The organism is Paenirhodobacter hankyongi, assembly GCF_003664585.1.
Taxonomy (GTDB): Bacteria; Pseudomonadota; Alphaproteobacteria; order Rhodobacterales; family Rhodobacteraceae; genus Rhodobacter; species Rhodobacter hankyongi.
Genome location: NZ_RCHI01000014.1, coordinates 72230 through 93138, shown reverse-complemented (window position 1 = coordinate 93138; position 20909 = coordinate 72230). Strand labels below are relative to the sequence as shown.

Annotated in this window: 14 protein-coding genes; 4 read left to right on the top strand and 10 right to left on the bottom strand. The window is 69.6% G+C overall.

The window, feature by feature from the left end:
- Positions 1 to 122: 122 nt before the first annotated feature.
- The 5 genes from DYS74_RS13975 to DYS74_RS13955 all read right to left on the bottom strand — a co-directional run bounded on the left by DYS74_RS13975 (position 123) and on the right by DYS74_RS13955 (position 4594).
- The gene (locus tag DYS74_RS13975; RefSeq protein WP_121534306.1) at positions 123 to 743 is read right to left on the bottom strand and encodes a queuosine precursor transporter; all 621 of its coding nucleotides are present in this window, start codon (positions 741 to 743) and stop codon (positions 123 to 125) included.
- Between the two features lie 93 nt (positions 744 to 836).
- The gene (locus DYS74_RS13970) at positions 837 to 1751 is read right to left on the bottom strand and encodes an esterase-like activity of phytase family protein (RefSeq protein ID WP_121534305.1); all 915 of its coding nucleotides are present in this window, start codon (positions 1749 to 1751) and stop codon (positions 837 to 839) included.
- Positions 1724 to 2620, bottom strand: coding sequence for a penicillin-insensitive murein endopeptidase (gene mepA / locus DYS74_RS13965; RefSeq protein ID WP_121534304.1), 897 nt, complete (start codon positions 2618 to 2620; stop codon positions 1724 to 1726). The genes DYS74_RS13970 and mepA overlap by 28 nt, the downstream gene beginning before the upstream one ends.
- A complete protein-coding gene (locus tag DYS74_RS13960; RefSeq protein ID WP_121534303.1) occupies positions 2617 to 3972 on the bottom strand; it encodes an MFS transporter in 1356 nt (451 codons plus the stop codon). Before DYS74_RS13960 ends, mepA begins: the two co-directional genes overlap by 4 nt.
- 94 nt (positions 3973 to 4066) lie before the next feature.
- Positions 4067 to 4594 (bottom strand): acyl-CoA thioesterase, encoded by a 528-nt coding sequence (locus DYS74_RS13955; protein ID WP_121534302.1) that lies wholly within the window; start codon positions 4592 to 4594, stop codon positions 4067 to 4069.
- 136 nt (positions 4595 to 4730) lie between these two features.
- Here DYS74_RS13955 and DYS74_RS13950 point away from each other — a divergent pair, with 136 nt between their 5' ends.
- Positions 4731 to 5024, top strand: coding sequence for a YggT family protein (locus DYS74_RS13950; protein WP_121534301.1), 294 nt, complete (start codon positions 4731 to 4733; stop codon positions 5022 to 5024).
- Position 5025: 1 nt separating this feature from the next.
- Positions 5026 to 7089, top strand: coding sequence for a DNA helicase RecQ (gene recQ / locus DYS74_RS13945; RefSeq protein WP_394342968.1), 2064 nt, complete (start codon positions 5026 to 5028; stop codon positions 7087 to 7089).
- On the opposite strand, the gene DYS74_RS13940 is transcribed toward recQ, so the two are convergent.
- Positions 7090 to 9309: a response regulator gene (locus tag DYS74_RS13940; RefSeq protein ID WP_342769170.1), complete on the bottom strand. Its 2220-nt coding sequence runs from the start codon at positions 9307 to 9309 to the stop codon at positions 7090 to 7092.
- Between the two features lie 150 nt (positions 9310 to 9459).
- Here DYS74_RS13940 and DYS74_RS13935 point away from each other — a divergent pair, with 150 nt between their 5' ends.
- Positions 9460 to 14907: an alpha-2-macroglobulin family protein gene (locus DYS74_RS13935; RefSeq protein ID WP_121534299.1), complete on the top strand. Its 5448-nt coding sequence runs from the start codon at positions 9460 to 9462 to the stop codon at positions 14905 to 14907.
- Positions 14904 to 16946 (top strand): penicillin-binding protein 1C, encoded by a 2043-nt coding sequence (gene pbpC, locus DYS74_RS13930; protein ID WP_121534298.1) that lies wholly within the window; start codon positions 14904 to 14906, stop codon positions 16944 to 16946. Before DYS74_RS13935 ends, pbpC begins: the two co-directional genes overlap by 4 nt.
- Position 16947: 1 nt before the next feature.
- On the opposite strand, the gene DYS74_RS13925 is transcribed toward pbpC, so the two are convergent.
- From DYS74_RS13925 to serA, 4 genes are all read right to left on the bottom strand, one after another.
- The gene (locus DYS74_RS13925; protein WP_121534297.1) at positions 16948 to 17196 is read right to left on the bottom strand and encodes a helix-hairpin-helix domain-containing protein; all 249 of its coding nucleotides are present in this window, start codon (positions 17194 to 17196) and stop codon (positions 16948 to 16950) included.
- Positions 17196 to 18371, bottom strand: a complete 1176-nt coding sequence (locus DYS74_RS13920) for an acetyl-CoA C-acyltransferase family protein (protein ID WP_121534296.1) — start codon at positions 18369 to 18371, stop codon at positions 17196 to 17198. Before DYS74_RS13920 ends, DYS74_RS13925 begins: the two co-directional genes overlap by 1 nt.
- Positions 18372 to 18466: 95 nt before the next feature.
- Entirely contained in the window at positions 18467 to 19198 is a 732-nt protein-coding gene (locus tag DYS74_RS13915) for a metallophosphoesterase (RefSeq protein ID WP_121534295.1), read from the bottom strand.
- 81 nt (positions 19199 to 19279) lie between these two features.
- Complete coding sequence (serA, locus tag DYS74_RS13910; protein ID WP_113901879.1) at positions 19280 to 20875, bottom strand: phosphoglycerate dehydrogenase; 1596 nt, start codon at positions 20873 to 20875, stop codon at positions 19280 to 19282.
- Positions 20876 to 20909: the final 34 nt, after the last annotated feature.

The window sequence follows — 20909 nt, the reverse complement described above, 5'->3', positions numbered from 1 at the left end:
GCCTCGGCCCCCCTGACTGTCCCGACACCTCTCTCCAATATCACTCTAGACACTGGACCACCTCCTTTCATGCGTTGCCGATAGGGAGAGGGTGGCACAGATCTGGTGTATGGCAAGCGAATTTACGCAACGCTTGGCGAGTTGCGCCAGGTAAATGCCCGAAAAGGCGCCAGAGCGATCACCGCAAGTGCAATTTTTACACACCAGTCGGCGCAGGCGAGCGAGATCCACAGCGGCACCATCGGTCCGAAGCTCAGCAGCGGCAGCATCTCGTTCGCCCAGGAGACGTCGTTGCCCGGTTCGAGCCAGGCAAGCTGCAGCGAAAAGGCCGTGGTGAAGAAGATCGCGGTGTCGAGGCTCGCGCCGATCAGGGTGGAGACGAGCGGCGCCTTCCACCAGCGGTCGCGGCGCAGCGCGTTGAACACGCTCACGTCGGTCAGCTGCGCCGCGAGGAAGGCCGCGCCCGAGCCGAGCGCCACGCGGAAGCTGACGAGCGGGCCGAACTCGCCGATGATCTGCGAGCCGATCAGCGAGCAGATGATGCCGACGACGAAACCGGCCACGACCACGCCGCGCGCCGCGCGCGGGCCCTGCAGGCGGTTGGTCAGGTCGGTGACGAGGAAGGCGAAGGGATAGGTGAAGGCGCCCCAGGTCAGCCACTGGCCGAACAGGTATTGCACCAGGATGTTGGAGGCCACCACGATGGCGGCCATGGCGAGAACGCCGGGCAGATAACGTTTCATGGTTCACCGTTTTTACATGGTCGCGGAGACATGGCCCGGCCAAGCCGGACAAGGGGCGCGGATACGCCTGCGCGCCCCGTCGGTCAAGCGCGATCAGGGGCGCAGCCGGTATTCGACGATCTCGGTGCGCTGCAGCAGGAAGAAATTGTCGTCCGAGATCATCGTCAGGCGAATCGCCCCCTGCGCGTCGCGCCAGACCGACAGCCCCTCGAGGTTATCATGGGTGCCGACGCCGGTCTGCACCAGCACCTCGCCGCCGGTGATCGTGTCGCCCTTGATATCGAAGACCCGCACCCGGGTGAGGAAGCCCAGAAAGCCCCAGAAGTCGCGCTCGAGCAGGTAGAAGCGCCCGTCGGGGCCGAAATCGGCATCGGTCGGCAACCAGCTGCCGTCGCGCGGGATCGAGAAGGGCTGGTCCCAGGCGCCGTTGCGATAGCGCCAGACCGGGAAGGGCAGCTCGAGACTGCCCGAACGTTCGGGCAGGGTGTAGAGCGTGCCCTCGGCGTCGATCGCCAGCGACTCGAGCGAGGAGTTGCGCTGGAAATGCTTGAACGCCTCGGGGCGCGGCAGGCGCTCGGCCGGGCCGTCGTCGGTGGGGTAATGGGCGACGCGCGCCACCCCCTCGAACGAGATGTAGACGCTGCCGTCGGGCGCCTCGGCCAGCCCCTCGGAATCGCCCGTCACGGTGTCGAGCGGCCTGCCCGCGCTGTCGTGGAGCTGCACCGGGCCGCTGGTGGAAACGCCGAGGATGCGGCCGGTGGCATCGCGGCTGATCCGCCCGCGCCAGATCGTGGCCCGGTCCGACTGGGTGACGAAATCGCGCCCGTCGGGGCCGAGTTCAATGCCGGAAAAGCCGCCGAAGGCGGGGTTCGCCACCGTCCAGACCCAGCTTTGCAGGAATTCCGCGCGCGGCGCCTGCGTGCCGGCGGCACCTCCCGCCCCGCCGCCAAGGCCCAGCACCAGTCCGACGAGGGCGCCGGTCAGCGCGAGGCGAGGACAGTGCGGCATTCGGCAGGCAGATCCGACAGGACATAGGTCTTCGCCGTCTTCGGCGCAGGCCCCGGGTTTGCCGGCGGCTTCGGCGGGTGGCGCAGCTCGTCGAGATAGGTGGTCACCCACCAGTTCAGCGTCTCGTCGCAGCCGTCGCCGCCCTTCGACAGCTCGTCGACGGTGGGGCTTTGCACCTGGCACAGGGGCGAGCCGGACGGGCATTTCAGCCGCACGTGGAAATGCTCGTTATGGCCATAGATCGGGCGGATCTTCTGCAGCCAGGCCCGATCGCCCTTCGGCGCGGCATTGCACATCGCGATCTTCGCGGCGGCGGCGACGAACACCCGGTCGACCCGCGGGTCCGAGGCGGCGGCCCGCAACAGCGCCATATGCGCCGGCGTCCAGTTGGCGTTCACCCGGGTCTGGTCCTCGGTGCGGATCGAGATCGAGGAGATCTTCTCGCGGTCGGCGCGGCTCAGGGTCAGCCGGCTCGCGGGCAGCATCCAGATATCGGCATCAAGGCCGATCTGGTGGCTGGCATGGCCACCGGTCATCGGGCCGCCGCGGGGCTGGCTGATGTCGCCGATGTAAAGCCCGTTCCAGCCCGGTAGCGTGGCGGCATAGCGCGACAGGTCCTGAAGATAGGAGATCATCTCGGGCTGGCCGTAATAGCGGTTGCGGCTGAGCCGCATCGCCTGCCAGGTCGGCCCGGTTTCGGGCAACGCCACCAGCCCCGCCGCACAGCCGCGCGAGTAGAAGCCGATCGGTGTCGGCGCCCCCGCCGTCGGCGCCGTCTCTGCCCCGAACAGCTGTCGCGCCAGCGGCTCGGCCCGGGCGGGCAGCGCGGCGGCAAGACACAGCATCACGGCGGCAAGCAGACGGATCATGCGGAAGGACCTCCTTCGGACGGCGCAGCGGGGCGGGATTTCACCCAACCTAGCAGCACGAGACCGAGAACGAAAAGCACGATGATGGGAGTGATGCCGATCGACTGGTTGTCGGTCAGCTGCGTCATCACCCCGATCGACAGCGGCGCGATGAAGGCCGTGGCCTTGCCGGTAAGGGCATAAAGGCCGAAGCTTTCGGTCATCTTCGCCGGGTTTGCCTGACGCACCAGCATGGTGCGGCTTGCCGATTGCAGCGCCCCGCCCGCCGCCCCGATCAACCCGCCCATGGCATAGAAGGCGATGTCGGGGAGATGGCTGTCGGGCCCGACCGCGATGCCCCAGACGCTTTCGCGCGAGATGAAGACAACGGCGACGACGACCGCGGTCAGCACCACCAGGTTGAACACGATCACCGCCTTCGGGCCGAAGCGGTCATCCGCCTTGCCGCCCAGCCAGGCAAAGATCGCCCCGGTGATCGTGCCGAGGATGCCGAAGATGCCGATCATCGTGATCGACCAGTTCAGCACGCCCTTCGCGTAGAGCCCGCCGAAGGTGTAGATGCCGTTCAGCGCGTCGCGGTAGAACATCGACGAGACGAGATAGGCGAACAGGCTGCGCTCGGCCGGCAGGGTCTTCAGCGTGGTGCGCAGCTCGGGCCAGGCCTCGCGCACGGCGCGGGTCACCGGCACCGCGCCCGGCCGGCGCGGCTCGCGCACCCAAAGGAAGAACGGGATCATGAAGACGGCATACCACACCGCCGTCAGCGGCCCGACGATGCGCGTATCCTCGCGCGCGGCAAGATCGAGGCCGAACATCGGCGGCAGGCCGATCATCGTGTGGCCGGTGTTCGGATTGACCTGCAAGAAGCCGAGCATGACGATCAGCGACAGCATCCCGCCGACATAGCCGAAGGCCCAGCCCGAGCCCGAGACCTTGCCCATCTCCTCGCGCGTGGCCAGGTCGGGCAGCATCGCGTTGGTGAAGGTGGTGGCGAATTCCATGCCGATCATGCCGATCGCAAACGAGGTCATCACCAGCAGCAGGCTGAAGCTGCCCGGCACAGAATACCAAAGCCCCCAGGCGCCGCCGACATACATCAGCGAGAACAGCCAGATGAAGGGCATCCGCCGGCCCGATCGGTCGGCAATGGCACCAAGGAAGGGCGAGGCGAGCGCAATCACGATGCCCGCCAGCCCGACGCCATAGCCCCAGACCGTCTGCGCCGTGCTGCCGCTGCCCAGCAGGTCTTCCATGAAGGGGGCGAAGATGAAGGTGATCAGCAGCGTGTTGTAGGGCTGGCTGGCCCAGTCGAAGAACCACCAGCCCCAGATCCGCTTGCGCGTGGTGATCATACCCGTCCCCCGTGTGCCGCGGGCACCCGCGTCGCCCGTGGCGCGATCAAGCCGCAAATCGCGCCGCGGCGCAAGCCACCGCGCGGGGGCGGGTTCAGAGTGCGGGCGGCCAGGGGCGCTCGTGATCGGCGGCGATCCAGTGCTGCACCCAGGCCGGCAGCTCGGGGCTTTGCGCCGCCTGCCCCATCGCCGCGACCACCGTGTCGGGCGGCACGATCCCGGCCTTCGAGGTGACGGCGGCGCGGATCAGGATGTGGTTGCAGCATTCGCCGTCGCGATACATCCCCTGTTCCATGTAGACGAAGCGCTTGTCCCAGCCGATGCAGCGGGTGCGCATCTCGAAGCGCTGCAGCATGGTGATGCGCTTGCGGTAGCGGGTGGTGTTGCCGGCGACGACGATGCCCCAGCGATTGGCCAGCAGCGCCCGGTTCAGCCCCGAGCGGCTGGCAAGCTGGATCCGGCCGAGGTCGAACAGGGTCAGGATCCGGCCGTTGTTCAGATCCTTCCACGGGTCGATGTCCCAGGGCCAGGCGACATGCGTGCTGACCACCGGATCGAGAATGCCAAGCGGCGCGCCCCGCCCGACCAGCAGGGCCTTGCCCATGCGAATGACTGGATACATCTGCGTCTCCCCTTTCCCGATCGGTGCCGCAGCGCGGCGCGGCGGTCAACGGCTACGTCGCGGCAGATGCGCCCTTGCGGTTGCAAGCGGCCCCGTGCTGCCTTACCTCTGACCCGGCACCACCCGGAGGTTTCGCATGGTCACGCTGTTTCAGGCACTCAACCTGATCCTGAACGTCATCTGGTTCGTGATGATCGCCCACATCATCATGAGCTGGCTGATCAACTTCCAGGTGCTGAACCTGCGCCAGCCGCTGGTGGCACAGCTCTGGTACGGGCTGAACAACCTGCTCGAGCCGGTCTATGGCCGGATCCGGCGGTTCCTGCCGATGACCCCGGGGCTCGATCTGGCGCCGCTCGTGGCCTTCATCGCGCTGATCATCCTGCAACGCGCGCTGCTCAACAACGCGGGCTTCTTCTACAGCTACTGAGATGTCCGCACCGGCCCTGCCCGCGCCGGAAGAGGCGCTTGCCTCCGTCTTCGGCTTCCGCGCCTTCCGGCCGGGGCAGGAAGAGATCGTGCGCGCCGTTCTGGCCGGGCGCGACACGCTGGCGATCATGCCCACCGGCGGCGGCAAGTCGCTGTGCTATCAGCTGCCGGCGCTGTGCCTGCCCGGGCTGACGGTGGTGATCTCGCCGCTGATCGCGCTGATGCGCGACCAGGTCCGCTCGCTGCGCGAGGCGGGGGTGGAGGCCGGCGCGCTGACCTCGGGCAACACCGAGGAAGAAACCGAGGCGGTGTTCCGGGCGATCGACGAGGGGCGGCTGAAACTTCTGTACATGGCGCCCGAACGGCTGGCCTCGGGCGCGGCGGTGTCCTTGCTGCGCCGCGCCGGCACCGGGCTGATCGCGGTCGACGAGGCGCATTGCGTCAGCGCCTGGGGCCATGACTTCCGCCCCGATTACCTGCGCATCGGCGAGCTGAAACGCGCGCTGAACGTGCCGCTCGCGGCCTTCACCGCCACCGCCGACGAGGAAACCCGCGCCGAGATCGTCACCCGCCTGTTCGAGGGGCGCGCGCCCGAGACCTTCCTGCGCGGCTTCGACCGGCCGAACATCCACCTTGCCTTCGCGCCGAAGGACAACCCGCGCAAGCAGATCCTCGATTACGCCGCCGCCCGGCGCGGCCAGTCGGGCATCGTCTATTGCGCCTCGCGCGCGCGCACCGAAAGCCTGGCGCAGGCGCTGCGCGAGGCGGGCCACCCCGCCTGCCACTATCACGGCGGCATGGAGGCCGAGGACCGGCGCGAGGTCGAGGCGCGGTTCCAGCGCGAGGACGGGCTGATCGTGGTGGCGACGGTCGCCTTCGGCATGGGCATCGACAAGCCCGACATCCGCTGGGTGGCGCATGCCGACCTGCCGAAGTCGATCGAGGGCTATTATCAGGAGATCGGCCGCGCCGGCCGCGACGGTGCCCCGGCCGAGACACTGACCCTGTACGGCCCCGATGACATCCGCCTGCGCCGCACCCAGATCGACGAGGGCCTGGCGCCGCCCGACCGCAAGGCCGCCGACCATGCCCGGCTGAACGCGCTTCTGGGCCTGGCCGAGGCGACGGGGTGCCGCCGGCAGCGGCTGCTCGCCTATTTCGGCGAAGATTCGCAGCCCTGCGGCAATTGCGACCTGTGCGAGCATCCGCCCGAACTCTTCGACGGCACCGACGCGGTGCGCAAGGCGCTGTCGGCCGCGCTGCGCACCGGCGAGAGCTATGGCGCCGGCCACCTGATCGAGATCCTTCTTGGCAATACCAACGACCGCATCCGCGCCCGCGGCCATGACGCGCTGCCCACCTTCGGCGTCGGGCGCGAGCTGAGCCGGCCGCAATGGCAGGCGGTGTTCCGGCAGATGATGGGCCATGACCTCGTGCGCCCCGATGCCGAGCGCCATGGCGCGCTGGTGATGACCGAACGCGCGCGCCCGATCCTGCGCGGCGAGGAGCGGATCACCCTGCGCCACGACCTGGTGCGCCGCGCGCAATCGAAACCCGTGGCGAAGGCGCTGGTCTCGGACGAGGATGCGCCGCTACTGTCGGCGCTGAAGGCGAAGCGGCGGGCGCTGTCCGAGGCGGCGGGACTGCCCGCCTACATGATCTTCCCCGACCGCACCCTGATCGAGATGGCCGAAAGCCGCCCCGACACGCTCGACGCGATGGCGCGGGTGAACGGGGTCGGCGCGAAGAAGCTCGAAAGCTATGGCGCGGCCTTCCTCGAGGTGATCGCGGGGGCAGGCGCGGCGCCGCTGCACCCGGCGCGGATGAAGCTCGCGGGGCGCGACGAGGGCGCGCTCTTCGACCGGCTGGCCGAGGCGCAGCTGGCGCTCGCCCGCGGCGAGGACGGCCACGACCGCTATCTCAGCTGCACCCATTCGACCCTGCGCCGCATCGCCGAGACGAAGCCGCGCAGCCGCGAGGACCTGTCGCGCATCGCCGGCCTTGGCGAGGCGAAGATCGACCGCTTCGCCGACACCTTCCTCGCCCTCGTCGAGGAATACCGCTGATCACTCGGCCGCGGCGGGGCGCAGGCAGGGCCGGGTGCCGGGCGGCTGATGCGCCTCAAGCTGCTCGAGGATCGCGCTCTTCTTCAGCGGCTTCGTCAGATAGGCATCGATCCCCGCGGCAAGGATCGCGGCGCCGTCGCCCTCCATCGCGTGGGCGGTGAGCGCACAGATCGGGACGTGTTGCCCCGCCGTCTCCTCGGCACGGATCCGCCGCGTCGCCTCGCGCCCGTCCATCTCGGGCATCGAGATGTCCATGAAGATCAGGTCGGGCTGGAAGCGACGCCAGACCTCCACCGCCTCGCGCCCGTTCTGCGCATAGTCCAGCACGATGTCGAAATCCTTCACCATCTTGCGGAAGACCAGCTGGTTGGTGCGGTTGTCCTCGACCGACAGCACCCGCATCGGCCGCGCCTCTCCCGTCGCCTCGACCACCGGCGCGGGGGGCGTTTCCTCGACCTCGGGCGGCGGACCGCCCGACAGCTTCTGCAGCATGTGGAACAGGTCCGAACGCAGCACCGGCTTTTCCAGCCAGTCGATGCCGCGGCAATCGGCCTGCGCCGCGCGGAAGGCCTCGGCATCCGAGGTCAGAAGCAGGATCGGCGTCTCGATGCCGCGATCGCGCAGGCGGCGGATCAGCTCGATCCCGTCGATGTCGGGCATGCGGTGATCGGTCAGCACCACGTCGAAGGCGCCGCCGTCGTCGAAGGCCCGCAACGCCTCGGCCGCGTTGCGGCACAGCGTGACCTGGAGCCCGTAGGTCTGCAATTGCCGCTCGAGGATCATCCGGTTGACGAGGACGTCATCGACCACCAGCGCCGCGCGCAGCGTGATCGGCGTCGAGGGCCCCTGCCCCTCGACCGGTTCGGCGGGCTCGGCACTTGGCACGGTGATGCGCACGCCAAAGCAGGATCCGCGCCCCAGCTCGCTGTCCACCCAGACCGAGCCGCCCATCATCCGCACCAGCTCGCGGGTGATGGCAAGGCCAAGCCCGGTGCCCTCGAAGCGGCGGTTGGTGGCGCTGTCGACCTGGTTGAACTCGCCGAAGATGTGCTCGACATGCTCGGCGGCGATGCCGATGCCGGTGTCCTCGACGGTCATGTGGAGGTCGTACTCGCCATCCGCCCGCTCGATCCCCACCACGCGGGTCAGCACATGGCCGGTCGCGGTGAACTTGACCGCATTGCCGATCAGGTTGGTCAGGATCTGCCGGACCCGGCCCGGATCGGCGCGGAAGCGCGTCGGCAGGAACAGATCGTAATCGACGAGAAGCTTGATGCCCTTTTCCTTCGCCGTCGGCTGCAGCAGCACCATCACCTCGTGGATGCAGCGCTCGAGGTCGAAGACCTCGGGATAAAGCCGCAGCCGCTCCGCCTCGATCTTCGAGAAGTCGAGCACGTCGTTGATGATCGTCAGAAGCGCCTCGCCCGAGGAGCGGATGGTCTCGGCATAAAGCCGCTGTTCCTCGGACAGACCGCTGTCGACCAGCAACTCGGCCATGCCGACAACACCGTTCATCGGAGTGCGCAGCTCGTGGCTCATGTTGGCAAGGAAGGCCGATTTCGCCCGGTTCGCCGCCTCGGCCCGCGCGCGGGCGCTTTCAAGCTCGGCCTCGCGGGCGATGGTGCGCGAGATGTCCTGCACCACGCAGACAAGGTCGCCCCCCTCGCCCCAGCGGTCGATCAGCCGCAGGTGGCGCCCGCGATGCGTGCGCACGATCATCGGCTCGATCTTCTGGCGACGGATGCGCGCGACCATCTCGTGGTGCCAGTCGAGCGGATCACGCCCCTCAAGGTCCACCATGTGATGCGTCGCCACGAGCTTCACCACCGCGTCATAGGCAACCCCCGCGGCCAGTGCGACCTCGCCGCGAAAGAAGGACAGATAGGCCCGGTTCGCCACGACCAGCCGCAGATCCCGGTCGAAGACGGCAAAGCCGTCCTCGATCGTCTCGACCGCATCCCACAGCCGGCGCTGCGCGATCAGCGCGACCGAGGTCGCCCGCTCCAGATCGCCGCGCACCCGGCTGTTCTCGCCCTTGAGCGATTCCGCTTCGGTGAGCGCGCGCTGCAGCCCGTGGCGCTGCTGCACGATCTGCTCGGACAGCGCCCGCGCATGCAGCGCAAGCTTTTCGTTCGCAGAGAAAAGCTCGCGCTTCTTCTGCTCCAGCAGCCGTTCCGCCGCCAGCCGCGCGCGCCGCTCCTGCGCCAGTTTGTCTGCCAAGCTTGCGCTCATGCCCGGCCTGTCCCGTTCCGATTCGCCTTCTGATGCACCGTCGCAGCGTGGCGTGAATTTAGGCTTAACCGGTTCCGGCCCGGTTGATCCCGCCCCGGCCGCGTGAGACGATCACGCCATCTCGGAGGAGTTGTTTTCATGCGCGTGCCGTCTTTCCTGATTCCCGTTCTTGCCGCTGTGCTGAGCCTTGCCCCGCCCCCCGCCGGGGCCGAGCCGCAGCGGGTGATCCCGGAACGGCGGCTCTCCATCGCCGAGGGCATGGACCTGAGCGGCCGCGACCTCGCGCAGATCTTCGACACCACGCTCGAGGGCTGCGAGGCGGCCTGCCTTGCGCGCAGCGACTGCGAGGCGGTCACCTTCAACGCGCGCAACAATTCCTGCTTCCCGAAGGCCGGCATCAGCGGGATGACCCCCTATCAGGGCGCCTTCTCGGGCGTCGTCGTGGCCAGCCCGGCGGCGGCCGGGACCCGGGCAAAGACCCGCGCCGCCGATCTCGGCTTCCTTTGGGACGGCAGCCTTGATGCCGCGCTCGATCAGGCGCGCGGCATGGGGCGCGCGCATCTGACGAATTTCGCCCGGCCCGAGGACCTGACGCAGGCGCTGTCGGCGGCCCGCGCGCAGGGCGACGTGAACCGCGAAATCGCGATCGAGGGCGCGCTGATCGTGCTCACCGACGCCTCGGATCTGTGGAGCGATTACGCGCTGTTGCAGCTGCGCCGGCCGCAGGGTGCGGACAGCGGTGCCGCGGTCACGGCCGCGGTGAACGGCTATCTGCGCGCCGCGAATGCCGCCCAGCAGGCCGAGGCGCTGAGCACGCTCGCGCAGGCGCTCGAGGCCGATGGCCGCACCCGCGAGATGGTCGCGGCGCTGCGCCTTGCCGCCAGCCTTTCGCCGCGGCAGGACATTGCCGCCGCGCTCGATGACGCGGTGGCGAAATACGGCTTCCGCATCACCGAGCATCAGGTCGAGGCCGACAGCGCCGCGCCGCGGATCTGCGCGGTGTTCTCGGACGATCTGGCGCGTTCGGGCGTCGATTACGCCAGTTTCGTGCAACTGCCGAAGGCCGGGCTGTCGGTCGAGGCCGAGGCGAACCAGCTCTGCGTCGCCGGCCTTGCGCATGGCGAGCGCTATGCACTCACCTTCCGCAAGGGGCTGCCCTCGGCGACGAAGGAAACCCTCGCCAAGGACGTGACGATCACCGCCTATGTCCGCGACCGCGGCCCCGCCGTCACCTTCCCGGGCCGCGCCTATATCCTGCCGAAGGGCGAGGATTCGGGGCTGCCGGTGCAGACGGTGAACACGAAGCATCTCGATCTGAAACTGATGCGCGTGTCGGACCGCAACCTCGTGGCCTCGATGCAGCGCGACTATTTCGCCCGTTCGCTCGACCAGTGGGATGCCGGCAACCTCGAGGATGCGCTGGCCCAGACGGTCTGGACCGGCACCGCCGATGTCGGCATGGAGGTGAATCGCGACGTCACCACGCGCCTGCCGGTGCAGGAGGTGACGGGCCCGCTTGGCCCCGGGGTCTATGTGCTGCGCGCCTCGATCCCCGGCGCCGATCCCTATGAGCACCCGCCGGCGACGCAATGGTTCGTGATCTCGGATCTCGGCCTGACCAGCTTCTCGGGCACCGACGGGCTGACGGTGGCGGTGCGCGGCCTGTCCGATGCGAAGGCGGTCGGCGGCGCCACCGTCACGCTGGTATCGCGCGCCAATGCGGTGATCGGCAGCGCCACGACCGATGCCGAGGGCGTCGTGCATTTCGACCCGGCGCTGGCCGCGGGTGCGGGCAACGCCGCCCCCGCCCTCGTCTCGGTGACGCAGGGCGAAGACATGGCGTTCCTGTCGCTCACCGATGCCGAGTTCGACCTGTCCGACCGTGGTGTCGAGGGCATGCCCCCCGCGCCGCCGATCGACGTCTTCCTTGCCACCGACCGTGGCGCCTATCGCACCGGCGAGACGGTGCAGGCGACGATGCTGGCGCGCGACGGCAGTGCCGCCGCGCTGCCCGGCGTGCCGCTGACCGCGGTGTTGATGCGCCCCGATGGCGTCGAATATTCGCGCAGCCTTGCGCAGGACGCGGGCGATGGCGGCGCCACTGCGGCGCTGCCGATCGGCGCACAGGCGCCGCGCGGCACCTGGCGGCTCGATGTCTTCGCCGACCCGAAGGCCGCGCCGCTTGCCACCACGAAATTCCTCGTCGAGGATTTCCTGCCCGAGCGCATCGACTTCGCCCTGACCCTGCCCGAGGGCATTCTTTCGGGCGGCGATCTGCCGGCGATCGGCATCGCGGCGCGCTATCTCTTCGGCGCGCCGGGCGGCGGGCTCGGCTTCGAGGGCGATCTGCGCCTTGCCGCGGCCGACAGCCTGCCGGGCTTTGACGGCTATCGCTTCGGCCGCTACGACACGCCCTTCGAACCGCGCTATGACAGCCTCGAGGCCGGCGAGACCGACGCCGAGGGCGCGGGCGAGATCCAGGCGGCGCTGCCCGATCTGGGCACCGAGGCCGCCCGCCCGCTCGAGGCGCGCTTCACCGTGCGGCTGCGCGAGGGCTCGGGCCGGCCGGTCGAGCGCAGCATCTCGCGCCTCGTCATGCCAGCGCTGCCGGTGATCGGCATCCGCCCGGGCTTTGACGGCGCCGTGGCCGAGGGGGCCGAGGCGCGTTTCCGCCTGATCGCGCTTGGCACCGATGCGAAACCCGTCGCGCTGCCGCTGCACTGGACGCTGAACCGCGTCGAGACCCGCTATCAGTGGTATGCGATGGACGGGCAATGGAACTGGGAGCCGATCACCCACCGCACCCGCGTGGCCGAGGGCGACGCGACCCCCGGCACCACGCCGGCCGAGATCGCCGCGAAGACCGACTGGGGCGAATACGAGCTGGTGGTCGAGGCCGGTCATGGCGACAGCTACACCTCGGCCTCGATGCGCTTCGATGCCGGCTGGTATGCGCCCGCCGACGTGATGGCGAGCCCCGACCGGCTGGACCTTGCGCTCGACAAGCCGGCCTATGCGACGGGCGACACGGCGCGGCTGCGCCTCGTGGCACCGGCGCCGGGGGTGGCGCTGGTCTCGGTGCTGTCGAACCGGCTCATCGCGCTGAAATCGGTGCCGGTGAAGGCCGGTGAGAACCGGATCGATCTGCCGGTGACCGACGAATGGGGGGCGGGCGCCTATGTCACCGCCTCGGTGATCCGGCCGCTCGCCGAGGAGGCGCCCGCACGCGCGCCGATGCGGGCGATGGGGCTGAGCTATGCGCAGGTCGACCCCGGCCCGCGCGCGCTGACGGCAAGCTTCGACGTGCCCGCGGCCTCGGACCCGCGCGCGCCGCTTCCCGTGGCGCTGAAGGTCGAGGGCGCGCGGCCCGGCGAGACGGTGCATGCGACCATCGCCGCGGTCGACCTTGGCATCCTGAACCTCACCGGCTTCAAGGCCCCCGATCCGCAGGCGCATTACTTCGGCCAGCGCCGGCTGGGCGTCGGGCTGCGCGACGTCTATGGACGGCTGATCGACGGCCGCGCCGGCACCGAGGGCGTGCTGCGCTCGGGCGGCGACGCGGGGCGCGAGATATCGATGCAGGCCCCGCCTCCGACCGAGGAGCTGGTCGCCTATTTCTCGGGCCCGCTGACGGTGGGCGCCGACGGCATGATCCGCACCAGCTTTGACATGCCCGCCTTCAACGGCACCGTGCGGCTGAGCGCCATCGCCTGGTCGAAGACCGGCGTCGGCCAGGCCTCGGCCGATGTGCTGGTGCGCGATCCGGTGGTGGTGACCGCCTCGCTGCCGCGCTTCCTCGCGCCGGGCGACCACTCGCGGCTGCTGCTTGAAATCGTGCATGCAACCGGCCCCTCGGGGCGGATGGGGCTTGATGTCAGCGCCGCCGGCGTGACGCTGGGCGAGCGCCCCTCGGGTGTCGATCTCGCCGATCTCGGCAAGGCCGAGGTCGAGATCCCGCTCACCGCCCCCGCGGCCGAGGGCGTGCAGCAGATCCGCATCGCGCTGACCACGCCCGACGGCAAGCTCCTCGAAAAGGTGGTGACCGTGCCGGTCGAGCGCAACGACCCGCAGGTGGCGCATGAATCGCGCTTCGAGCTGGCAGCGGGCAAGACCTTCACCTTCGACACGAATGTCTTTGCCGGCATGGTGCCGGGCACGGCGCGGGCGACGCTGGCGGCAGGCCCGATCGCGCGCTTCAACACGCCGGCGCTGCTGGCCGCGCTCGATGCCTATCCCTATGGCTGCACCGAGCAGATCACCTCGAAGGCGATGCCGCTTCTGTATCTGAGCACGGTGGCCGAGAAGATGCGGCTGGTGACGCCCGCCGATCTCGGCGACCGCATCGACACCGCGATCCGCAAGGTGCTGACCAATCAGGACGCCTCGGGCGCCTTCGGGCTGTGGTCGCCCGAATCCGGTGACGGCTGGCTGGATGCCTATGTCACCGACTTCCTCAGCCGGGCGAAGGCCGCGGGCCATGCGGTGCCCGACACCGCCTTCCGCAATGCGCTCGACAACCTGCGCAATCAGGTGAATTACGCCGCCGATTTCGACAGCGGGTCGAACGGCGGCGGGCAGGTTCTGGCCTATGCGCTGATGGTTCTGGCGCGCGAGGGGGCGGCGGCCGTGGGTGACCTGCGCTATTACGCCGACGTCAAGGGCGACGATTTCGCCACGCCCCTTGCCGCGGCGCAGCTGGGCGCGGCGCTCGCCTCCTATGGCGATCAGGGCCGGGCCGATGCGATGTTCGCGCGCGCCGGGCGGATGCTGAACGCGAAGGGCGCCGAGACCGGCTGGCGCGACGATTACGGCACCGGGCTGCGCGACACCGCGGCGGTGCTGGCACTCGCCGCGCAGGCGGGCTCGAACGCCGTCAATCTCGAAAGCACGGGCAAGGCGCTGGCATCGCGGCTGGCCGCGGTGCCGCTCTCGACGCAGGAGGCGGCCTGGACGCTGATGGCGGCGAGTGCGCTCATCGACCGGCCCGATACCGGCGGCCTGACGGTTGACGGCGCGCCGGTCAAAGGCCCGCTCGTCGAGGTGATCGAGGCGGAAACCGCGGGCCGGGCGATTGCCATCGCGAACCCGGGCGACACGGCGCAGACCCTGACGCTGACCACCTTCGGCGTGCCCGAGGTGGCTGAACCCGCCGGCGGCAAGGGCTGGTCGATCTCGCGCAGCTGGTACACGCTCGAGGGCGATCCCGCCGATCCCGCCACGGTGAAACAGGGCACCCGCCTTGTCGCCGTGCTGGAGATCACCCCGCTCGGCCAGCAGGATGCGCGGCTGATGGTCGACGACCCGCTGCCCGCGGGCTTCGAGATCGACAACCCGAACCTGATCCGCGGCGGCGACATCGCCGCACTCGACTGGCTCGACGTCGCCGAGGACACCCGGATGACCGAGTTCCGGCAGGACCGTTTCCTGGCCGCGATCGACGCGCATGGCGACCGGCCGTTCCGGCTGGCCTATATCGTGCGCGCCGTCAGCCCGGGTCGCTTCCACCTGCCGGCGGCCTCGGTCGCCGACATGTATCGCCCCGAGATGCGGGCGCAAAGCGACGCGGGCGAGGTGGTGATCGAGTGAGGGCGGGCGCGCTTGCCGCGCTCGCGCTCGGCCTCGCGCTGGCGGCGGGGGGGCGCGATGCGCTCGACGGATGGGTGGCGGCGACCACGCTGCCGCCGCTCACCGTCGCGACCGGGACCGAGGTTCTGGCCCGCGACGGCACGCTGTTGCGCGCCTTCCCGGTCGCCGATGGGCGCTGGCGGCTGGCGCCCGGGCCGGTCGACGAGAGCTTTCTCGCCGATCTGGTGGCCTATGAGGACGGCCGGTTTTACGACCACGCCGGCATCGACCCGGTCGCCGTTCTGCGCGCCGGCGCGCAGGCATTGGCGGCGGGCCATGTCGTCTCGGGCGCCTCGACCCTGACGATGCAGGTGGCGCGGCTTCTGGAAGAGGGGCCGACCGGCACGGTGGCGGGCAAGATCCGTCAGGCGCGGGTGGCGCTTGCGCTCGAGCGCAAGCTGAGCAAGGCGCAGATCCTTGACCTCTATCTGCGGCTCGCGCCCTATGGCGGCAACCTGGAAGGGGTGCGGGCGGCAAGTCTTGCCTGGTTCGGCAAGGAGCCGCGGCGGCTGACGCCGGCCGAGGCGGCACTGCTGATCGCCCTGCCGCAATCGCCCGAGGCGCGCCGGCCCGACCGCGCGCCCAAGGCCACGCAGGCGGCGCGTGACCGGGTGCTGACCCGCCTTGCCGCCGCCGGCGCGCTGAGCGAAGACAGCGCCCGCGCCGCGATGCGCGAACCGGTGCCCGCGCGCCGGCGCGATTTTCCCGCGCTTGCGCCGCACCTGACGGCGCGTCTGGCCGCCGCCGCCGCCCCCGGCGCGCGGATCGAGACGACGATCGACGCCGGGTTGCAACGTGCGGCCGAGCGGCTTGCCCGGCGCGCGATTGCGGGCATGGCCGGGCAGGTCTCGGCGGCGATGGTGCTGGCCGATCACCGCAGCGGCGAGATTCTGGCCGAGGTCGGCGGTGCCGACTGGACCGACACGGCGCGGGCGGGCTTCGTCGATCTGACGCAGGCGCCGCGCTCGCCGGGTTCCACGCTGAAGCCTTTCGTGTATGCGCTGGCCTTCGACGACGGGCTTGCCCATCCCGAGACGCTGATCGAGGACCGCCCCGTCGCCTTCGGCAGCTGGCATCCGCAGAACTTCGACCACGCCTTTCGCGGCACGGTGAGCGTGCGGCAGGCGCTGACGCTGTCGCTCAACATCCCGGTGGTGCATCTGACCGAGGCGCTCGGCCCCGAGCGGCTGCTGGCCGCGCTGCGCCGCACCGGGGCGCGGGTCGAGTTGCCGGGATCGGGGGCGCCGGGGCTTGCGGTGTCGCTTGGCGGGCTTGGCATCAGCCTCGAGGATCTGGTGCAGGCCTATGCGGCGCTTGCCCGGATGGGGCGGCCGGTCACCCTGTCGGCGCTCGCGGGCGGGGCGCATCCGCGCGAGGGGCAGCTGTTCGGTGCCGTCGCTGCCTGGCAGGTGGCCGACATCCTGTCGCGGATCGCGCCGCCGCCCGGCGGCACGCCGAACCGCATCGCCTACAAGACCGGCACCTCCTATGGCCACCGCGATGCGCTGGCGGTGGGGTTCGACGGGCGCCATGTCGCGGGGGTCTGGCTCGGTCGCGCCGATGGCACGCCGGTGCCCGGCGCCTTCGGCGGCGAGATCGCGGCGCCGGTTCTGTTCGAGCTTTTCGACCGGATCGGAGCCGAGCGCGCGCCACTGCCGCCGCCGCCGCCCGCGACGCTGATCTTGCCGAATGCGCGGCTGCCGCAGCCGCTGCAACGCTTTCGCCCGCGCGATGCGGCCTTCGCCGAGGCGCCGGCCGGCGGGCCCGAGCTGACCTTCCCGCCCGATGGCGCGCAGGTCGAGGTGCCCGAGGGCGGATTGACGGTGAAGCTGCGTGGCGGCGTGCCGCCCTTCACCTGGCTCGCGAATGGCGCGCCGGTGATGGTGGGGGCGCGGGCGCGGGAAAGCCTGCTTCCCCTGCCCGCAGCCGGGTTCGTGACGCTGACGGTTCTCGACGCCGAGGGGCGCTCGGCCAGTGCCCAGGTGCGGCTGACGCCCTAGCTCAGCCGCGCCCGGCGGCCAGCGCCTGCGCCGCGGCGATGGCATTTGCCACCGAGGCCCGCGCCCGCGGTGCATTCGCCCAGCAGGTCGTGCCCAGATGGGCCGCGACCAGCCGGCACAGGTCTTCGGGCTGCGCCGCGGCGAGGGCTTCGACCGTGCCGAAGCCCACCTCCTCGAACCGGCGCAGGACCGTCGGCCCCACCAGGGGCGCGGCCAGCAGGGCTGCCCGCTCCTCTGGCGAGAAAGCCATCAGACCAGCTCGATCGCCAGCGCGATGCCCTGACCGCCGCCGATGCACATGGTGATCAGACCGCGTTTGCCGCCGGTGCGCTCGAGGTGATAGAGCGTCTTCACCGTCAGGATCGCGCCGGTGGCGCCGATCGGATGGCCAAGCGCGATCGCGCCGCCATTCGGGTTGACCTTGGCCGGGTCGAGGCCGAGCTCCTTCGAGACCGCCAGCGCCTGCGCCGCGAAGGCCTCGTTCGACTCGATCACGTCGAAATCGGCGACCGTCATGCCGAGCTTTTCGCACAGCTGCTGCACCGCCGGGATCGGGCCGACGCCCATCACCTCGGGGCGCACACCCGCGACCGAATAGCCGAGGATCTTCGCGCGCGGCTTCAGCCCGGCGGCCTCGGCGGCATCGGCACGCGCCAGGATCAGCGCCGCAGCGCCGTCATTGATGCCCGAGGCGTTGCCGGCGGTGACGGTGCCGTCCTTCTTGAACACCGGCCGCAGCCCGGCCAGCGCCTCGGCCGAGGTCTTCTTCGGGTGCTCGTCGGTGTCGAAGACGACGGTCGCACGGCGCGACACGATCTCGATCGGCGCGATCTCGTCCTTGAAGAGGCCGGCCTCGATCGCCGCGGCAGCGCGTTCCTGGCTGGAGAGCGCCAGCGCGTCCTGCTCCTCGCGCGAGATCGAATGCTCGCAGGCGACGTTCTCGGCGGTGACGCCCATGTGGCCGGTGCCGAAGGGGCAGGTCAGCGCGCCGGTCATCATGTCGATGGCCTTCACGTCGCCCATCTTCTGGCCGAAGCGGGCCTGCTGCAGGATGTAGGGCGCGCGCGACATGCAGTCGACGCCGCCGGCGAGCGCGAAATCGGCATCGCCCAGCATCAGCGACTGCGTCGCCGAGACGATCGCCTGCGCGCCGGAACCGCACAGCCGGTTCACGTTCATCGCCGGGGTGCCGACCGGAACGCCGGCCTGCACCGAGGCCACGCGCGAGACATACATGTCGCGCGGCTCGGTGTTGATGACATGGCCGAAGACCACCTGGCCGATCTTCTCGGCATCGATCCCGGCGCGGGCGATGGCCGCCTTCGAGACATGGGTGGCGAGGTCGATCGGGCAGAAGCCCGACAGGCTGCCCCCGAAGGTGCCGATGGCGGTACGGGCGCCGGAAAGAATGACGATGCCGGTCATGGAGAACTCCCCCTTTGAGATGTGGGGGGAGGTTAGCGTGGCACCGCGGCCGGCGCCAGTTGCCCCAGGGGCAAGTGACGGGGCGTCATATCGCCTCAGACAAGCGGAATGCGGCCCCCGGGGGTCAGCAGCCAGGCCTTGCGCCCCTCGATCACCGCGGCCGAGACCGGGCCGCCATAGGCCGCGCTCGAATCCATGTTCAGCCGGTTGCCGTAATGGGTGACCTTGTCGATCGCGGTATGGCCATGCACCACCAGCACGCCGTGATCGCGCGGATCGTCGAGGAACTCGGCCCGGATCCAGAGCAGATCGTCCTCGACCTGATCGGCAAGGGCCACCCCCGGGCGGATGCCGGCATGGACGAAAAGCTGCTCGCCGTGCAGGAAATGCGTCGGCCGCGCCGCGATCCAGGCCCGAACCTCGGGCGCGACGGCGGCCAGCGTATCGGCATGGACCTCGGGCAGCGGCCGTTCCTCGGGGTTGCGCACCCCCCAGGAGGCGAGCGTCGTCACCCCGCCGACGCGCGGGTGCATCCATTCGATGCCGCTGCGCAGCATCGGGTCATGGGCATAGGGGTCCTCGAGGAAGCGTTCGAACATGCGGTCGTGATTGCCCTTCAGCACCACCCAGTGCTCGCCCCGCGCCTGGCCCGCCATCAGATGCTCGACCACCTGGCGCGAGCGCGGACCGCGGTCGATCAGATCGCCGATATGGACCAGCGGCGCCTCGGTGTCGCCGACCCGGGCGCGGTCCTCGGCGACAAGCGCCTGTGCCGCCTGCAGCAGGTCGAGATGACCGTGGATATCGCCAATCGCATAAGCGCGCATGCTGTTCCTCCGAACCTCAGGACCGAATGCAATGGGCCCCCCGCGGCAGCGGAGGGCCCGGATCTCATCCTCTCATGTCGCTCAGGCGACGAGGAATTCAAGCGGCTTGACCTGCTGGAACAGGCCCGTCGCCTCGAGTTCCTTCACCACTTCCGGGGCGAGCGGCGCATCGAGATAGGCGATGGCGATCGCTTCGGCGCCGGCCGCGGCACGGCCGAGGGTGAAGTTCGCGACGTTGACCTTGTGGTCGCCAAGCAGCGTGCCGAGCTTGCCGATGATGCCGGGGACGTCCTTGTTCGTGGTGTAGAGCATGTGCGGCCCCACCTCGGCGTCGACGTTGATCCCCTTGATCTGGATGAAGCGCGGCTTGCCATCCGAGAAGCAGGTGCCGGCCACGGCGCGCTCGCGCACGTCGGTGACGACGGTGACCTTGATGTAGCCGTCGAACACGCCCGACTTGTCCTGCGTGGTCTTCGAGAGCTGGATCCCGCGTTCCTTCGCGATCACCGGCGCCGAGACCATGTTCACGTCCGGGTTCGCCTTCTTCATGATCCCGGCGATCACCGCGCAATCAAGCGCCTTCAGGTTCATCTTCGAGACGATGCCGTCATAGGTGATGTTGATCGCCTTGATCGGTTCGTCGGTCATCTGGCCGATGAACGAGCCGAGGTATTCGGCCAGCTTCACCCAGGGGCCCATGACCTTCGCCTCTTCGGCGGTCATCGACGGCAGGTTCAGCGCGTTCTCGACGGCGCCGTCGAGCAAGTAGTTCGACATCTGCTCGGCGACCTGCAGCGCAACGTTTTCCTGCGCTTCCGAGGTCGAGGCGCCAAGGTGCGGCGTGCAGACGACGTTCGGCAGGCCGAAGAGCACGTTCTCGGTCGCCGGTTCGACAGCGAAGACGTCGAGGGCGGCACCGGCCACATGGCCCGACTTCAGCAGATCGGCGAGGGCGTCCTCGTCGACCAGACCGCCGCGGGCGCAGTTGATGATGCGCACACCCTTCTTGGTCTTCTCGAGGTTCTCGCGCGACAGGATGTTGCGGGTCTGCTCGGTCAGCGGCACGTGCAGGGTGATGAAGTCGGCGCGCTCGAGCAGCTCGTCAAGCTCGACCTTCTCGACGCCCATCTTCGCGGCCTTCTCGTCCGACATGAAGGGATCATAGGCGATGACCTTCATCTTCAGGCCCTTGGCGCGGTCGCACACGATGCCGCCGATGTTGCCGGCGCCGATCACGCCGAGCGTCTTGCCGGTCAGCTCGACGCCCATGAACTTCGACTTCTCCCACTTGCCGGCCTGGGTCGAGGCCGAGGCTTCGGGGATCTGGCGGGCGACGGCGAACATCATCGCGATCGCGTGCTCGGCGGTGGTGATCATGTTACCGAACGGCGTGTTCATCACGATCACGCCCTTCTTCGAGGCGGCTTCCTTGTCGACGTTGTCGACACCGATGCCGGCGCGGCCGACGACCTTCAGCTTCGTCGCCTTCTCGAGCAGCGCCGCGGTCACCTTGGTGGCCGAGCGGATCGCAAGACCGTCGTAATCGCCGATCACCTCGGCCAGTTTGTCCTTGTCCTTGCCGAGTTCCGGGCGGAAGTCGACTTCGATGCCGCGGTTCTTGAAGATCGCGATGGCGGCGTCGGAAAGCTTGTCGGAGATGAGAACCTTGGGGGCCATTTCTGGATTTCCTGAATATACGGGATTTCGGAAA

What these genes read in the sequence shown, in the direction of transcription:
- DYS74_RS13975 (WP_121534306.1), bottom strand. Translation starts at nt 743, where the DNA reads ATGAAACGTTATCTGCCCGGCGTTCTCGCCATGGCCGCCATCGTGGTG.
- DYS74_RS13970 (WP_121534305.1), bottom strand. Translation starts at nt 1,751, where the DNA reads ATGCCGCACTGTCCTCGCCTCGCGCTGACCGGCGCCCTCGTCGGACTG.
- mepA (WP_121534304.1), bottom strand. Translation starts at nt 2,620, where the DNA reads ATGATCCGTCTGCTTGCCGCCGTGATGCTGTGTCTTGCCGCCGCGCTG.
- DYS74_RS13960 (WP_121534303.1), bottom strand. Translation starts at nt 3,972, where the DNA reads ATGATCACCACGCGCAAGCGGATCTGGGGCTGGTGGTTCTTCGACTGG.
- DYS74_RS13955 (WP_121534302.1), bottom strand. Translation starts at nt 4,594, where the DNA reads ATGTATCCAGTCATTCGCATGGGCAAGGCCCTGCTGGTCGGGCGGGGC.
- DYS74_RS13950 (WP_121534301.1), top strand. Translation starts at nt 4,731, where the DNA reads ATGGTCACGCTGTTTCAGGCACTCAACCTGATCCTGAACGTCATCTGG.
- recQ (WP_394342968.1), top strand. Translation starts at nt 5,026, where the DNA reads ATGTCCGCACCGGCCCTGCCCGCGCCGGAAGAGGCGCTTGCCTCCGTC.
- DYS74_RS13935 (WP_121534299.1), top strand. Translation starts at nt 9,460, where the DNA reads ATGCGCGTGCCGTCTTTCCTGATTCCCGTTCTTGCCGCTGTGCTGAGC.
- DYS74_RS13925 (WP_121534297.1), bottom strand. Translation starts at nt 17,196, where the DNA reads ATGGCTTTCTCGCCAGAGGAGCGGGCAGCCCTGCTGGCCGCGCCCCTG.
- DYS74_RS13920 (WP_121534296.1), bottom strand. Translation starts at nt 18,371, where the DNA reads ATGACCGGCATCGTCATTCTTTCCGGCGCCCGTACCGCCATCGGCACC.
- DYS74_RS13915 (WP_121534295.1), bottom strand. Translation starts at nt 19,198, where the DNA reads ATGCGCGCTTATGCGATTGGCGATATCCACGGTCATCTCGACCTGCTG.
- serA (WP_113901879.1), bottom strand. Translation starts at nt 20,875, where the DNA reads ATGGCCCCCAAGGTTCTCATCTCCGACAAGCTTTCCGACGCCGCCATC.